Genomic DNA, 16,172 nt, shown 5'->3' with positions numbered 1-16,172 from the left:
CCCGGCCAGCAGCACAGGCCGGAGTGTCACGAGAACGAGAGATTGTCAGTACGGTGGAAACATGGACTCATTTTCGGTTTGCGTCACGCGGCGTCGGCAGGAGGCGGAGGGCATCGTCTCGCTGGAGCTGTCCGATCCGCATGGAGACAATCTGCCTTCTTTCGCGGCGGGTGCGCACATCGACGTGCAGATCGCGCCCGGCGTGACGCGTCAGTATTCGCTGTTCAATTCGCCCGCGGAGCGTCACCGCTATTGCATCGCCGTGCTCAAGCAGCCCGACGGGCGCGGTGGTTCGCGGCTCCTGCACGAGACGCTGCACGAAGGCGACGAGCTTACCGTGAGCGCGCCGCGCAATGCGTTCGAGCTCGACGAATCGGCGGCTCATTCGGTATTGCTGGCCGGTGGCATCGGCATTACGCCGCTCGTGGCGATGGCGCAGACGCTCCATGAAAGCGGCCGCTCGTTCGAGCTTCATTACTGCGCGCGCAGCCGTGCGCGTGCGGCCTTCGTTGCGGAGCTGGCGAGCGCGCCGTTCGCGGGTTCGGTCCGGTTTCATTTCGACGACGAGGCCGCGCCCGCGTCCGCGTCATTCGATGCCGCCCATCTGGCCGCGGCGGCGCGTGGCGACGATGCGCACCTCTATGTCTGCGGTCCCGGTGGCTTCATGGATCACGTGCTCGGTGCCGCGCGTAACACGTGGTCGCAAGAAGCGCTGCACTTCGAGCGGTTTTCGCCGCCGGCGGCAACGGGCTCGGGCGAGCGCGCCTTCCGCGTCGTGCTCGCGCGCAGCGGCCAGGCATTCGAGGTGCCCGCCCATCGTTCGCTCCTGCACACGCTCCACGCTCATGGCGTTGCCGTGCCGGCTTCGTGCGAGCAGGGCGTCTGCGGCACCTGCGTCGTCGGCTTGCTCGATGGCGAGGCCGATCACCGCGACACCTGGCTCACCGACGCCGAACGCCGCGAGGGCCGGCAACTGGTGCTCTGCTGCTCGCGCGCCCGCTCGGAAACGCTGACGCTCGACCTTTGAGCGCGGCCCGATAGCTTCCCCGATTTCATCATCCGTCTATTCAGGAGAACGATTTAATGACGACGATTCACAGCGACCTGATCAACGCACAGATCCGCCACGTTGAACACGGCCCGTACCGCACCCGGATCATCGAGGCGGGCGAGGGCCCCGCGCTGGTCATGATGCACGGCGGCGGCGGCCACGCCGAGGCGTTCTCGCGCAACGTCGAGCGGCTGTCGAAACACTTTCGCGTGATTTGCCCCGACTTCATCTGGCACGGTCAGTCTTCGTGTCCGGCGTTCGTCGATGGCAACTGGTGCCGGCAGTTCACCGACCAGATCCTCTCGCTGCTCACCGCGCTCGGCATCGAGCGGGCGAGCTTCGAAGGCGAATCGCTGGGCGGCTGGGTCGCCATGGACGTGGCGCTGCGCTTTGCCCAGCGCGTCGAGAAGATCATTCTCAATACTGCGTGGGGCATGGACATGGGCACCGAGCGCAACGGCGAGATGGCCAGCCTGCGCGAGGCGTCGATCAACGCGCTGCGCAATCCGTCGCGCGAAACGATCGAGCGGCGCATGCACTGGCTGATGCCGCTCGGCGGCACGACCGACGAGATCGTCGACGTGCGTCTCGCGCTCTGGTCGCGTCCGCAGACGCGCGATGCGTTGATCGCGTACTACGAGCATCTGTTCGCGCCCGAGTGCAAGAACTATCTGTTCCGCGCACCGGACCTCGCGAGGATCGAGGTGCCCACGCTGCTCTTGTGGACCGAGAAGAATCCTGTGGCCGGCCCCGACACGGCCGAGGCAATGGCGCGCGCGATCCCCGATTCGCGCGTGCACATCGTGGCCGACGCCGCGCATTGGCCCCAGTGGGAGCGGCCCGAGGAGCACGACCGCGTCGTCACCGAATTCCTTCTGGAATCCTGAATTTCACGCGTCTTCAGGAGGATTTTCGCATGAGTGCAGGGGTAAGCAGGCTCGGCTATCTCGGTTACGCGGTGCGTGACATGGGCGCGGTGGAGACCATTTTCGGCGACGTGCTGGGCCTGCAGCGCAGGCCATCGTCCACGGGAGACGTGGATGGCGCGGTCTCGTGGCGCATGGACGCGCGGCGCCAGCGCTTCACGTTCACGCCGGCGGCGCAGGATGCGCTCGCATATATCGGCTGGGAACTGGACTCGCTGGACGCGCTGCATGCGCTGGTCGCACGCGCCGAAGCCCAGGGCGTGGCGTTCTCACGCGCGGACGACGCGCTGTGCGAGCAGCGCGCCGTGTACGAGATGTACCGCTGTGCGGGTCCCGACGGCGTCGCGATCGAGCTCTTTTTCGGCGGCATCGAAGACCCCATGCCGTTCGCTTCGGCCACGGCGCTTTCGGGCTTCAGAACCGGCAGCGAAGGCCTGGGCCATCTCGTGCTCGCGAGCGCCGACCCCGAGGCCGCGGTGCATTTCTATCGCCAGGTACTGGGCTTCGAGCCCAGCGACTACGTGCATTGGGATATCGCGCGCGTGACGTTTCTCCATTGCAACAGCCGGCATCACAGTCTCGCGGTGATGAATCCCGTGTATGGCAGCGCGCCGGGGCAGATGAATCACGTGATGGTGCAGGCGAACGCAATGGACGACGTGGGCCGCGCCTACGACCGCGTGCGCGAGCTGGGCGTGCCGCTCGTGCTCACGCTCGGCAAGCACTCGAACGATCAGATGACGTCGTTCTACATGCACACGCCGGGCGGCTGGGCCGTCGAGTACGGCTACGGCGGCCGCGAGATCGATGCGGACTGGCAGGTGGTCTTCTACGACAGCCCGCGTCTGTGGGGACATCACCTTCAGCAGCCGGCCGCGCCGCTGCGCTGACCCGAACGGGACCAGGGACCAACATGAAGACACTCGACACCGAAAGCGCGGCGCGCCTGAGCGCCGCCGCGGCGGCGGCGCAGATCCGCGCCGGGCGCCTGAGCGCGACCGATCTGCTCGAAGCGTGCATCGAGCGCATCGAGGCGCGCGACGATGCGGTGCGCGCCTGGGAGCATCTCGATCTCGCCGGCGCGCGCGCGGCGGCCCGGCGCCTCGACGCGGGGCCGCAGCACGGCGTGCTCCATGGCGTGGTGGTCGGCATCAAGGACATGATCGACACCGCCGGCATGCCCACGCGCTACGGCTCGCCGATTTACGCGGCGCATCAGCCGCAGGAGGACGCCGCTTGCGTGCGGCGCCTGCGCGAGGCCGGCGCGATCGTGCTCGGCAAGACCGTGACCACGGAGTTCGCCGCCTATCACGCGGGCAAGACCCGCCACCCGCACGATCCGCGCCATACGCCAGGCGGCTCGTCGAGCGGGTCGGCCGCCGCCGTCGCCGACTTCCAGGCCGGCATCGCGCTCGGCACGCAGACCTCGGGGTCGACGATCCGGCCCGCGAGCTTCAACGGCGTGCTCGGCTACAAGCCGACTTTCGGCCGCTTCGACGTGGCGGGCATCAAGCCGCTCGCGCCGTCGCTCGACACGCTGGGCTTTCTCGCGCGCTCGTTTGCCGACTTCGACCTGATCGGGCAGGCCTTCGGGCTCGCCGCGGACGTGCCGCGGCCCGCGCGCGCGTTGCGCGTGGGCGTATGCCGCACGGACCGCTGGCTCAGCGCCGAAGTCCCCATGCGCGACGCGTTCGAGCGCACCGCGGCGAAGCTCGCCGCGCACGGTGCTCAGTTATCCGAAGTAGTGCTGCCGAGTCAGTTCGACCAGTTGCACGGCGCGCATCAGATCGTGATGTGCCGCGAGGCCGCGCGCGCCTACACCTACGAGCGGCACGCGCACGGCGCGCGCCTGAGCGCCGCGTTTCGCCAGTTGCTCGCCGATGGCCTCAGCTATGCCGAGCTCGACGAGCAGGAGGCGTGGCGCCAGGTCCACGCGTGCCGCGAGTACTTCCGCATGGTGATGCGCGATGTGGACGTGCTGCTGACGCCCGCCGCGCCGGGCGAGGCGCCCAGCGATCCGGTGTTCACGGGCAATCCCGTGTTCAACCGCGTCTGGACGCTGCTCGGCGTGCCATGCGTGACGTTCCCCGTCGATCGCGGCGCCGCGCAGTTGCCGCTCGGCGTGCAGGTCGTCGGGCCGGTGGGCGGCGACGAAGCGCTGCTGGCCTGCGCCGCGTGGATGGCCGGGCATACCGCGGTTTCAATCGGTTGATCCCGGCAACAACCCAAAGAATCACTCATCCGGAAGCACGACATTCGATGGCGAACACCACGACAACGCCTGAGTTCGACACAGCGAGGCAGGCGCTCTTCGAGCGTGCATGTGCACAGGTGAAGCCGGCGCGCCTGCGCGAGCTGCTGGCCGATCTCGTCGGCATTCACAGCCCAACGGGCGCGGAGCGGCCGATCTGCGACTTCATCGCCGCGCGGCTCGATGCGATGGGACTGGCCGCAGCGGTGCAGCCGGTCACGGCGGATTCGGCGAACGTCCATGGGCGCCTCGCTGGCCGCGGCGACGGCCCGAGCGTGATGCTCTACGCCCCCATCGACACGCATCTCGAAGCCGATGAACGCGAGGACCTCCCCTGGGCCGGACGCGCGCTCAGCGCCGATATGAAGCCGCAGGCCAGCGTGCGAGGCGACACCGTGGTCGGGCTCGGCGCGTCGAACCCGAAGGGCATGGCCGCTGCGTTGATCGAGGCGGTTCACGCGCTTGCCGAAGCCGCGCCCGAATTGCGCGGCGATCTCGTGCTCGCGTTCGCGGGCGGCGGCATGCCGGTGCGCGTCGCGCCGCGCGCGCACGCGGGCTTGAGCAGCGGCGTCATGCACCTGCTCACGCATGGTGTGAGCGCCGATTTCGGGGTGGTCCTCAAGCCGTGGGACGAGATCTATTACGAGCACCCGGGCCTGTGCTGGTTCAAGGTGAGCGTGGAAGGGACCATGGGCTACGCGGGGGTGCCGCGCGGCACGCCGGGCTTTCGCAGCTCGATCGTGCCGGCCGCATGCGTGATCGAGCAACTCGAAGCGTGGCTGCCGCAGTACACGCGCGTGCATGCGGCGGGTCAGGTCGAGCCGCAGGGCTGGATCTCGGCCGTGCGCGGCGGCTGGCCCGATCGCGTGGCCTTCCCGAGCGCGATCACGGAGATCTATCTGGACTTGCGCACCACGCCGGCGCAAACACCTGCGGACGTGCTCGCCGAATTCTCGGCGCAGATGCGCGAGATCGCGCGCGGCGTGTCCGAGGCGCGGATCGCGTGGGAGATGGTGGCCTCGGTGCCGGCTTCACGCGTCGACCCGGACAACTGGATCGTGCGCTCGGCCACGCGCGCATGGGAGCACACGCATGGCGGCGTGCGCTACCCCGGCGCGCCGCGCATGAGCGGACAAACCGATGCCGCCGTGATGGCCAAGCTCGGCTTGCCGCTCGTGCGGGTCGGCTATCCGTGGCCCGGCAATGCGCCCGCGCAGCCGGACTGCAGCGAAGGACTCGGCGGAATGGGCGTGATGCACGTGCCCGATCTGCTCAACGCGATCAAGACCGTGCTGTACGTGGTGATCGATACCTGCACGCGCACGCGTGCGCAGACCGGGCTCGCGTGAGGCGAGCCGGGCGCGGACCGAACAATTTTTCAAGGAGGAGCAGGGCATGCTGATGAAGGACAAGACAGGGCTGGTCACGGGCGCGGGCTCGGGCATGGGGCGCGCGAGCGCGCTCGCACTCGCGCGCGAAGGCGCGACCGTGGTGCTCGCGGGACGCGGCGCCGACAAACTGCTGGCCGTGCGCGAAGAGATCGTCAGCGCGGGCGGCCGCGCCGAGATCAAGACCATGGACGCCTCGCGCCGCGAAGACAACGAAGCGCTCGTCGCCTTCGTGGTCGAGCGCTTCGGCAAGCTCGATTTCGCGTTCAACAACGCGGGCGGCCACGCGGACTTCAAGCCCATCGAGGCGACCTCTGTGGAGGAGTCCGAATGGGTGATCGACCTGAACTTCAAGGGCGTCTATTACGGCGTCAAGTATCAGGTCGAGGCGATGCTGCGCAACGGCGGCGGCGCGATCGTCAATAACGCGTCGATTTTCGGGCTGCGCGGGATGAACGGCATCGCTCACTACGTTGCGGCCAAGCACGCGGTGGTCGGCCTCACGCGCGCGGTGGCGAAGGAATGCGCGACGCGCAACATCCGCGTCAACGCCGTGTGCCCCGGCGCGACCGAAACGCCGAACTATCTGCGCTCGGCGGGCGGCGACGTGCATCTGCTCGACGCCGTCATTCCGATGGGACGCATCGGGCAACCGCACGAGGTGGCCGATGCGGTGCTCTGGCTGCTTTCGCCGCAAGCGGCCTACGTGACCGGCACGACCTTGTCGGTCGACGGCGGCATGGCCGTATGAATTCCGTATGACCCCACACGCGACGCCTGCGAGGAAAACATCCATGGGCAATCCCATTACTGCAACGCTGATCGAACAAACCTGCCGCTATATCCCCGACGTGCAGCCCGCCGATGCGGGCACGCGTCCGGCCGGCGAACGGCCATGGCAAAAGTGGCTCGATGCCACGCTCGGCCTGCGCGACTACTGGTATCCGGTCGAGCTCACGCGCAACCTCGGCGAAGGCGCCTCGCGCGTCGTCACGCCGCTGGGCGAGGAGATCCTGCTCATGCGGCGCAACGGCCGCGTGCACGCTATCGAGAACCGCTGCTGCCATCGCGGCGCGCGCCTCTCCGAAAAGCCGCTCTGCCTCTCCGACGACACCGTGACCTGCTGGGTGCACACGTTCACCTATAGCCTCGAAGACGGCTCGATCCGCACGATTCTCAACATGCCCGATTCGAAGCTGGTCGGCCGCCCCGGAATCAAGGTCTACCCCGTGGAGGAAGTGAAGGGGCTGATCTTCGTATTCATCGGCGACATCGCGCCACCGCCGCTCGCGCAGGACGTGCCGCCCGGCTTCCTCGACGAAGACAACGCCGTGTACGTGGCCGAGATCGATATCGTGCATAGCAACTGGCGCATCGGCTGCGAAGGCTCGTTCGATCCCGCGCATCACTTCATTCACAACTGGTCGACCTTCGCCGTGGACAACCGCTTGCCGATGTCGCTCGGCTGGGTGCCGGACCTTGACCGGCTCGCGGACGTGATTCAGTACGCGGCGCCGCAGGACGGCCCGAAGGGCTTCACGCGCTGCGCGTCCGATACCGCGATGCGCTTCGACACCACGATTCCGGGGCGCGGCGAGACCCCCGACACCCATTACACCGTGCCGATGGCGCGCGGGCTTTCGGAGGAGCGCCTGCGCGAACTCCAGGAGCACGACTTCGAGATCGACGTGGCACTGTGGCTGCCGTGCGGCACGCGCATTTCGCCGTGGCCGAGCCCCGGCGTGAGCACGGGCGAGTTCTTCGTGCCGCGCGATGCTAATTCGCACTACTACGTGCAGTACGGCTGCCGCAAGGTCGGTTCGGAGGCGGAGCGCAAGGCATGGGAGTCGGGCGAGCTTGGCGTGCCGCTCTGGAAGGTGCCCAACGTCGATGGCTTCACGAAGGAGGACATCGAGGCGCGCGAGGCGATCGCGAAGTTCTACGACGCGGAGTCGGGCTGGGACCGCGAGGTGTTGATGGGCTGCGACCTGGAGCTGCTGATGTGGCGGCGCTTCGCGAGCGAGCACGCGCGCGGCCCGGTCCAGCAGGAGAAGCACGTACAAGGCCGGTTCCGCAAGCAGGCTCCCTGCGCGGCGGCGTCCAACCTCAATCAAGCGTAAGGAGACGGCGATGACGGAAATGCAATCCGGCCTCGCCGGCGAGGCGACCGACCTTTCCACGGTCGCCGTGCCGGCGAATGCCCGTATGCCGCGGTTCGCACTGACGATGGCATGGTGGTCGATGTGCAGCATGATGTTCCTGCTGATCGTGGGCGCCACGCTGGCGTTGAACTACGGCACGCGCAACGCGCTGATCGGCATGCTGCTCTCGATCGTGGCCTACTCGCTCGTGAACCGCGTGATCGCGCGCTACGCCATCCGCACGGGCTTCTCGATGGCGCTCACGTCGCAAGCCGTGTTCGGACGCACGGGCGCGGTGGTGGCCACGCTGATCTTCGCGGCGACGAACATCTACTACGCCGTGTTCGAGAGCTCGGTGGTGGCCGTCGCGATCTCGCATCTATGGCCCGCCGTACCTTACGCGCTCGCGGCGTTGATCGTGGTGGGCTACAGCGTGCCGCTCGTGTTCGGCAGTGTGCAGAACTGGCTCGACAAGCTCAACGGCGTGCTGCTGCCGTTCTACGTGGCGGGCCTCATCGGCGCGATTGCGATGGCGACCTGGCGCTACGGGTATCACGCGAACTGGCTCGACTTCGGGCCGGCCACGGGGGCGCCCGCGAACGGCTGGTGGCACTGCTTCGTGTACTACATGGGCTGCTGGGCGATGATGATGGCCGCGTTCGACTTCGCGCGCTTCGGCCGCGAGCAGGACGTCGCGTATCACAGCCTGATCAACTTCGGCGCGCCGTTCTGGACCATGACGTTTCTCGTGAACGGCACGGCCGGCATCTATCTCGTCGCGACGATTCCCTCGGGCGGGCCGCTCTCGGAAATTTCGGTCGTATTCGCGCTGCTCACGCTGATGGGCGTCTGGGGATTCGCGTTCCTCTGGGTCACGCAAACGCGCATCAACACGGCGAGCTATCTGCTGGCGACGCTGAACACCCATGCGTTTTTCTCGCAGGCGTTCCGGCTCAATCTGCCGCGTCTCGTCTGGGTGATCCTGATTGGCGTGGTGGTCTATGCGCTGATGCTCTCGAATCTGTTCGCGCATCTGCTGCTGGCGCTCGCTTACCAGGGCGTGTTTATCGTGGCGTGGGTGGGCGTGGTGCTGAGCCATATCCTGCTGGGCGACGTGCAGGCCGAACCGGCATCCGGCGTGGTGGCGCTGAACCGGCCAGCGGCGGCGGGCGGAATCGCGGGCTCGGTGGTCGGGCTCGTGCTCATGAATAGCGAGTATGCGAGCGTCTCGGCGCCGGCCACCTTCGTCACGGCAGTCGTGGTGCATCGGCTCGCGCTCGCCTGGCGGCAACGGCGCGCGGCGGGAACGGGTGCTGAAATCTAGACGGGACCACTGAGCGGGACAAAGACATAAAAGGCACACGAACGCCTTCGACATAACAATATTGATCAGGAGTCAAGATTAAATGGAGAGGAGACTTTTGGCGCTCGCGGCCACCGCGTGCTTCGCGGCGACCCAGGCGCACGCGCAAAGCACGGTGACGCTATACGGCAACGTGGACAGCGCGGTCGCGTATTTCAGCAACGTCAACGGCAGGCCGCTTTACCTGAACCAGGATGGCAATCTCGTGCCGGACCTGTTCGGCCTGACTGGCGCGGAGGATCTCGGCGGCGGCCTGCGCGCCGTGTTCCGGCTCGAAGCGGGCTACTCGCTCAATAGCGGCAAGCTCGTCGTGCCCGGCCAGATCTTCCAGCGCGAATCGTCGGTAGGCCTGAAGTCCGATGCGCTCGGCAACCTCACGTTCGGCCACCAGCCCAGCTTTATGTACGACACCTTGAGTCCGTACAGCACCGCGTATCTGGGCGGCGGCTTCTCGGCGTTTCATCAAGGCAACCTGGACGAGCTCGCCAATACGTTCGAGTTCGACAACTCGGTCAAGTATCTGAGCGCGTCGTATCGCGGGCTGTCGGTCGGCGCCCAGTTCGGCTTCGGCAATCATCCCGGCGCGTTCGCGGCGGGCCGCAACTACGGGTTCACGCTCAAGTACCAGATCGGATCGTTCAGCTTCGGCGCGGCCTATGCGAACGAGAACGACCGCTACCTCGAAATGGCCAGCTTCATCGGCTTGAAGTCCTTGTTCGGTGCGCCGCTGCCGGGTGCGCAGATCGTCGCGAGAAACGTCGAGAACTGGGGCGTGGGTGGCAGCTATGCGCTGGGCAGCGCGCTGCTTCATGTGCTGTTCACGCAGACGCGCATCGCGGCGCCGATCGGCGCAGGGGAAGGAAGCAGCGTCGCCAACACCGTCGACACCGGCGTGACCTACGCGTTCCAGACCGACACGCTCGGTGCGGGCGCGACGGTGGAGAACTTTGCCGGCGGCCATTGGGTGACGGTGGCGCTTTCCAATGCGTGGCAGCTCTCGAAGCGCACGAGCCTCTACCAGCAATTGATGTACCAAAAGGCGACGGGTGCGAACGCCGTGGCGTCGATGGTCGGAGCGGGCCCCGCCTCGGGCGGGTCGCAATTCGGCGCGGCCGTCGGCATCCAGCATTTCTTCTGAAGTTCCGAACAGGACAGGAGGCGCGATGGAAACACCGATGTGGTCAATCAACGTCAACGGCCGCGATTTCCGGGTGAGCGCGGCACCCGAGATGCCCTTGCTCTGGGTGCTGCGCGAACTGCTCCGGCTGCGCGGCGCGAAGTTCGGCTGCGGCAAGGCGCAATGCGGCGCGTGCACGGTCCATCTGGAGGGCGCCGCCGTGCGCTCGTGCGTGTTGCCGATCGCGGCGGTGGTCGGCAAGCGCGTGCAGACGATCGAAGGACTCGAGTCCGAGCAATTGCGCGCGTTGCAGCAGGCGTGGGTCGAGCACCAGGCGCCGCAATGCGGCTATTGCCAGCCGGGGCAATTGATGTCGGCGGCGGCGCTGCTCGCGGGAAATGCGCATCCGAGCGACGCCGATATCGACGCGGCCATGAGCGGCAATCTTTGCCGTTGCGGCACCTACACTCGTATCCGCGCGGCGATCCACGAGGCCGCGGCGGGACTCGCCCACAACGCCAAGGGAGCCGCGCGATGAGCACGTCCGCTTCTCCCAAACTCTCGCTCAAACGGCGCGCGCTGCTCAAGGCGGGCGTGCTCGGCGGCGCCGCGCTGTGCATCGGCTTCCGGCTGCCGGCGCGGGGCGCCGTGCGCGAGGCCGCCTTGCGCGGCACGGTGTTCCAGCCGAACGCGTTTCTGCGCATCGCGGAGGACGGCCGGGTGACGGCCATCGTCGGCGCCGCGGAGATGGGGCAGGGGATCTTCACGGCGCTCGCGGCGGTGCTGGCCGACGAGCTCGACGCGCCGTGGGACAGCATTCGCGTGGAGGCCGCACCCGTCGATCCAGTATTTGGCAATCCTTTCTTTCATGGGATTCAGGCGATGGCGGCGAGCACGAGCGTCGCGGTCTTCTACGACACGACACGGCAAGCGGCCGCCGCCGCGCGCTCGATGCTCGTGCAGGCCGCCGCTAACCAATGGAAGGTCTCGCCGCGGCAATGCACGACAGGCGAGGGCAGCGTGCGCGGGCCGTCCGGTCTGGAGGCGCGCTACGGCACACTGGTGGCCGCGGCGGCCGCGTTGCGCCCGCCCGCGAAGAAGGCCGTGCAGCTCAAGGACCCGAAGCAGTTCAAGCTGATCGGGCGTCCCTTGCCGCGCCTCGAAAGCCGCGAGATCGTCACGGGGCAGCTTGTTTATGGGCTCGATTTCGACTTGCCGGGCCTGCTCACCGCGATGGTTGCGCGCGCACCGGTCACCGGCGCGAAGCTGCGCGCGTATCGCACGCAGGAGGCCGCCGCCGTGCCCGGTGTGCGCGCGATCGTCGAGTTGCCGCAAGGCGTGGCCGTGGTCGCCGATCACTATTGGGCGGCGCACAGCGCGCGGGCGTTGCTGGCCGTCGAATGGGATCTGGGGCCGAACGCGGCTTTCACGAGCGCGGAGCTGGAGCGGCATTTCACGGCGCTTGCGCAGCACGATGGGAAGATTGCCGCGAAGGTGGGCGATCCGGCGTCGGCGCGGCGGCACGCGCGGGCCACGGTTAGCGCCGCCTACTCGGTGCCGTTTCTCGCGCATGCGCCCATGGAGCCGCTCAACTGCACGATCCGCGCGACGCCGCAAGGATGCGACGTCTGGGTGGGGACGCAATACCCGAGCCTCGACCGCGCCGTGGTCGCGCGCACGCTGGGCCTCGCGCCCGAGTCCGTGCGAGTGACGACGCTGCACATGGGCGGCGGGTTCGGCAGGCGCGGCAGCCCGAACGAGGACGTCGTGCTCGAAACGGCGCAGATCGTCGGCGCGTTGCGCGCGAAGATGCCTGGCCTCGCCGGGCGGCCGATCAAGAACGTCTGGGCGCGCGAAGACGACATACGCGGCGGCTTCTATCGCCCGGGGGCCATGAACCTGCTGGAGGCCACGCTGGACGATGCCGGAGCGGTGACGGGCTGGACCCATCGCATCGTCGCCGAGTCGCCGATGCGCGCCACGGAGTTCGCATTCCTGATCGAGCATGGCATCGACACGACCTCGGTGGCCGGCGCGAAAGACCTGCCCTATGCGGTGCCGAATCTGCTCGTGACGCTGCAGTCACCCGAGGCCGGCCCGACCGTTCAATGGATGCGCTCGGTCGGCAACTCGAATACCTGCTTCGCGGTGGAGTCGTTCGTCGACGAGCTCGCGCATCATGCGCACGCAGATCCGCTCGCGTTCAGGCGCACGCTGCTCTTGCGCAAGCACGGCAGCGAAGCGCTCGCGCGCGTGCTCGATCTGGCCGCGCATCATGCGGGCTGGGGGCAGCCCTTGCCCGCGGGATCGGGGCGCGGCATCGCCGTGCACGACTTCTGGGGCACCAAGGTGGCGCAGATCGCCGAGGTCACCGTGGAGGGCGATCACGTGCGCGTCGACCGCGTCGTGTGCGTGATGGATTGCGGCATGATCGTGAATCCCGATGGCGTGCGCAACCAGATCGAAGGGGCGATCGTGTTCGGCCTTTCCGCGGCGCTCTATGGCGAGATCACGTTCGATCGCGGCCAAAGCGTGCAGTCGAATTTCGACGACTATCCGCTGCTGCGCATGGGGGCGTCGCCGCGCATCGAGGTGTACCTGGTGACGGATAGTACGGACCCGCCCGGCGGCGTCGGCGAAGCGGCGGTGCCGCATATCGCGCCCGCGCTCTGCAACGCGATCTTCGCGGCCAGTGGCCGGCGCATCCGTCACCTGCCGCTCGCCAAAAGCGGCATGAGCGCGTGAGGCCGAATCAGGCTTCGAAGATCCCGAGCGCTCGCGCACGCGCAATCGCCTCGCGGCGGTTGCGCACGCCGAGCTTCTGGAAGACGTGCTGGAGATGCCACTTCACCGTTCCTTCGCTGATGCCGAGCCGCGAGCCAACGAAACTGCTCTTGATGCCCTGGCTGATGAGCGCGAGGATTTCGAGCTCGCGGCCGCTGAGCGGCGTATGCGCCGCGCCGCCGGTTGAGGCGCTGGCTACGGGTTCGCCTGGCGGCGCATCGTGGCTGCCGAAAGCGCGCAGCAGGGTGCGCACGTAGACCTTTTCCGTGGCGTCGAGGGCGGCTTTGCTCTCGTAGAGCTTGATGAGCAGGCCGCGTATCACCGTGCCTTCGTCGACGAAGGTGCGCACGATGCCGAGCTCCGCGCCCTTTTTCACCGCGTGGGCCAGCACGCGAAGCGCGGCGGCCGTGTCGCCTTCCAGCACTCTCGCGCGGGCGAGCAGCAGCGCGAAGACGATCGCCTGGCGGTGCACGTTGCGCGCGGCGCAGTAGTCCATCCAGCGTTTGAGCAGCGACGGCGTCTGGCGGTGCTGGCCGTTCGCGAGCATCATGCGCGCCCAGGTTACGACATCGGCCGTATCCCAGACCGTGACGCCGGGCGCGGGTTCGGCAGGGCCATCGCCGGTCGTGCCTGCTGCGCTCGTCATGCCTGCAGCAATCCCTACGACGCCCGCGCGCGCGGCATGCTCGCGCGCGTCGGCGAGACGGCCGAGCGCGAGCTCCTGGCGCACGCGCTCGCCTTCGAAAAGCTGGGCGATGCGCGGCAACCGGTGGGCCCTCGCGAGATCGATGCCGTCCTGGAGCGCGCGCAATGCGTCGTCGGCTTGCCCGGCCGCCGCGTGCAGCTTCGAGCGCGTCAGCACATAGGCCACCACGTAGTCGATCAGTCCGCCCGGATTGGCCGACGCGGGGTGGGCATCGATCAGCCACTGCGCGCGGTCGAGCTCGTTTTGCTCGTAGTAGATCTGCGCCGTGAAGATGGCGGGCATCGCGAGCACGCCGGGCGGCGCGCCGACGAGGCCCTTCGAGAGCGCGAGCGCATCGGTATAGGCCTGCAGCGCGGGACCGAGCGCGCCGCAGGCCTCGTGCGTCAAGCCGATGATGCAGTTGTGCCAGACCATGCCGTTGCGCCGCTGTGCGTGGCGATAAAGGCTCTCGGCCTGGCGCGCCGCAATGGCGACGCCGGCGGTATCGAGCAGATACGAGCGCGACATCAGCAACACGACATACGCCGAGCCCACCACGTAGTGCTCGCCGCGCGGATAGCGGGCGAGCCACTGCTCCGACAAGCGCGCCGCCTTCATGAACTCGCCGCTATGGAACGCGAGCATCAGGCGCCGGTGCAGCAAGGTTTCCTCGAACGCGCCCGCGCCGCCGTGGGGATTGCCGTGCAAGCTTTCCTCGACTTGTTCGAGCAGATGGCGGGCCGCGAGGAAGTTCCAGTTCATCAGCTCGATCCACACCTGGTCGAGCGCGAGGCGCGGGTAGCGCACGAGCACGGCTTCCTCGATTGCGTCGATGGCGTTGCGAAACGCGCTGTGATTGCCGGTGTAGGCGAGCGTGCCGCAGATCGCGTCGAGCGTCGCCGCGAGAAACGCGGTGTCGCCGGTCGCGCGCGCGAGCTCCAGGGCTTCTTCGGCAAGCTGGTGATCGCGGAACCAGAGGCTCGCGCGGCTGCGCAGCGCGGCGATTTCGTCGGCGCGTGTTAGCTGGAGTTGCTGCTGCAGGAATTCCTGGAACAGATGGTGATACCGATACCACGTGCCTTGCGCGTCGAGCCCCTGCACGAACAGGTTGGCCTGTTCGAGACGCGTGAGCATGGCCTGGCCGTGCGTGGCGCCCGTGAGCGCGTTGCAGTTTTCGGCGCACAGGCGCCCGAGGATCGAGGTCTTCAGCAGGAACTCGCAGACGTCGGGCGGCTGCGCCGCGAGCACGTTGTGCAGGAGGTAGCCGCTCACGTCGCGTTGACGGCCGGACAGCGCCCCCGCGATGGCCTGTTGCGCACCGGGCTTCGCCATCGCGAGGCGCGCGAGCTGCAGGCCCATGCCCCAGCCCTCGGTGGCATGCGTGAGGGCATCGATGGTGGCCGGCTCCAAGGCCTGGCCGCTGTGCTTCGACAGGTATTCGTGAGCCTCGCCCTCGCTGAACGCGAGCGCGGAGGCGTCGATGACCTGGAGACGCCGCTCCGCGCGCAACTGCCAGAAGCTCAGATAGCGGCTGTCGCGCGCGCAGAGCACGTAGCGCACCGACATCGAGCTGTAGCGGATCAGCGCCTCCAGCAGATCGGGCAGCGCCGGCGAGGCGGCCTGATCGAGATCGTCGAGAAAGATCCACACCTGCTCGTTGAGTGTCGCAATCTCCTTGAGCGCGACGTCGAGAAAGAAGTTGACGTCGCTCTCGCCGCCCTGCGCCAGCAGCGAAAAGAACGGCGCGCCGAAGCCGGGACACGCGCGGCGCACGGCGGCCATCACGTAGAGCAGGAAGTGAAACGGCGTCGCGTCGTGCCGGTCGAAGCTCGCCCATGCGGTTTTCTCGTGGCGGTCGGTCAATTGCGCGTAGGCCTGGCTCATCAAAACCGTCTTGCCGTAACCGGCCGGTGCGCATAGCAGCGTCGCGCGCGGCGTGTCGTCGGCGACGAGCAGATCGATCAGGCGCGCGCGCTCGAGCCACGGCGTGCTCGGCGACGGCGGCGCGAGCTTCGTCTCGATGACGACCGGAATGCCGGCGAAGCGGGAAAAAGGGGCGTGGGCCATACCGATACGGCGCCGGCGACGTGGCCGCTGGCGCTCCTGTGAATGGAGTACGGGCAAGTTAAGTGAGCGGGATCGCGCTGTAAAGGCCGCACGCACGGGGATAACCCCTGGGTGGGCGCCGAGCCTGACGAAAACGCCAGGGGGCATGAGGCGCCGCCCGGTAACTGGCCGCGCCGACTAGTCGCTAACGGCAGGGTGCGAGAGATGGCTTCGCGGGTATCGTCTGCTGATTCAGCCACCTGTTTACACACCTGAGAGGCAAATATGACGCAAGCCCATATTGAGGCGCTGGCGGCGCGATTGCGCGCGGCGGAGGTTGCGCCGCTCGATCCGCTGCGCGCGGCGATCGAGCAGATTGCGCGAGAAAGCGGGGCCGATTGCGCGGACATCGCTTATGCC

At 67.7% G+C, this 16,172-nt stretch carries 12 protein-coding genes; 11 read left to right on the top strand and 1 reads right to left on the bottom strand.

Annotated elements, in window-relative coordinates; translation table 11 throughout:
* Positions 1-61: 61 nt before the first annotated feature.
* The 11 genes from U5775_RS36055 (at position 62) to U5775_RS36005 (ending at position 12,982) form a co-directional block, all read left to right on the top strand.
* Positions 62-1,027, top strand: a complete 966-nt coding sequence (locus tag U5775_RS36055) for a PDR/VanB family oxidoreductase (RefSeq protein ID WP_322062913.1) — start codon at positions 62-64, stop codon at positions 1,025-1,027.
* A gap of 56 nt (positions 1,028-1,083) precedes the next feature.
* Positions 1,084-1,938 carry an alpha/beta hydrolase gene (locus tag U5775_RS36050; protein WP_322062912.1) on the top strand — a complete coding sequence of 285 codons (855 nt, stop codon included), beginning with the start codon at positions 1,084-1,086 and terminating at the stop codon, positions 1,936-1,938.
* Positions 1,939-1,967: 29 nt separating this feature from the next.
* The gene (locus U5775_RS36045) at positions 1,968-2,867 is read left to right on the top strand and encodes a VOC family protein (RefSeq protein ID WP_322062911.1); all 900 of its coding nucleotides are present in this window, start codon (positions 1,968-1,970) and stop codon (positions 2,865-2,867) included.
* A gap of 23 nt (positions 2,868-2,890) precedes the next feature.
* The gene (locus tag U5775_RS36040; RefSeq protein WP_322062910.1) at positions 2,891-4,189 is read left to right on the top strand and encodes an amidase; all 1,299 of its coding nucleotides are present in this window, start codon (positions 2,891-2,893) and stop codon (positions 4,187-4,189) included.
* A gap of 47 nt (positions 4,190-4,236) precedes the next feature.
* On the top strand, positions 4,237-5,577 hold the full coding sequence (locus tag U5775_RS36035; protein ID WP_322062909.1) for an acetylornithine deacetylase: 1,341 nt from the start codon (positions 4,237-4,239) through the stop codon (positions 5,575-5,577).
* A 46-nt stretch (positions 5,578-5,623) separates the two neighbouring features.
* On the top strand, positions 5,624-6,367 hold the full coding sequence (locus U5775_RS36030) for an SDR family NAD(P)-dependent oxidoreductase (protein WP_322062908.1): 744 nt from the start codon (positions 5,624-5,626) through the stop codon (positions 6,365-6,367).
* 43 nt (positions 6,368-6,410) lie between these two features.
* Positions 6,411-7,736 (top strand): Rieske 2Fe-2S domain-containing protein, encoded by a 1,326-nt coding sequence (locus U5775_RS36025; RefSeq protein WP_322062907.1) that lies wholly within the window; start codon positions 6,411-6,413, stop codon positions 7,734-7,736.
* 10 nt (positions 7,737-7,746) lie between these two features.
* Positions 7,747-9,081 (top strand): allantoin permease, encoded by a 1,335-nt coding sequence (locus tag U5775_RS36020; protein WP_322062906.1) that lies wholly within the window; start codon positions 7,747-7,749, stop codon positions 9,079-9,081.
* Positions 9,082-9,163: 82 nt separating this feature from the next.
* Positions 9,164-10,258 carry a porin gene (locus U5775_RS36015; RefSeq protein ID WP_322062905.1) on the top strand — a complete coding sequence of 365 codons (1,095 nt, stop codon included), beginning with the start codon at positions 9,164-9,166 and terminating at the stop codon, positions 10,256-10,258.
* 25 nt (positions 10,259-10,283) lie between these two features.
* Positions 10,284-10,775, top strand: coding sequence for a (2Fe-2S)-binding protein (locus U5775_RS36010; protein ID WP_322062904.1), 492 nt, complete (start codon positions 10,284-10,286; stop codon positions 10,773-10,775).
* The gene (locus U5775_RS36005; RefSeq protein ID WP_322062903.1) at positions 10,772-12,982 is read left to right on the top strand and encodes a xanthine dehydrogenase family protein molybdopterin-binding subunit; all 2,211 of its coding nucleotides are present in this window, start codon (positions 10,772-10,774) and stop codon (positions 12,980-12,982) included. Before U5775_RS36010 ends, U5775_RS36005 begins: the two co-directional genes overlap by 4 nt.
* A gap of 7 nt (positions 12,983-12,989) precedes the next feature.
* Here the strand turns inward: U5775_RS36005 and U5775_RS36000 are convergent, their stop codons facing one another.
* Positions 12,990-15,773 (bottom strand): LuxR C-terminal-related transcriptional regulator, encoded by a 2,784-nt coding sequence (locus U5775_RS36000; RefSeq protein ID WP_322062902.1) that lies wholly within the window; start codon positions 15,771-15,773, stop codon positions 12,990-12,992.
* Positions 15,774-16,172: the final 399 nt, after the last annotated feature.

Origin of the sequence: Paraburkholderia sp. J63, assembly GCF_905220245.1 — a bacterium.
In the GTDB taxonomy this organism is placed as follows: Bacteria; Pseudomonadota; Gammaproteobacteria; order Burkholderiales; family Burkholderiaceae; genus Paraburkholderia.
Note: the sequence above shows the minus strand (reverse complement) of the source record. Positions and strands in the feature narration are given on the sequence as shown.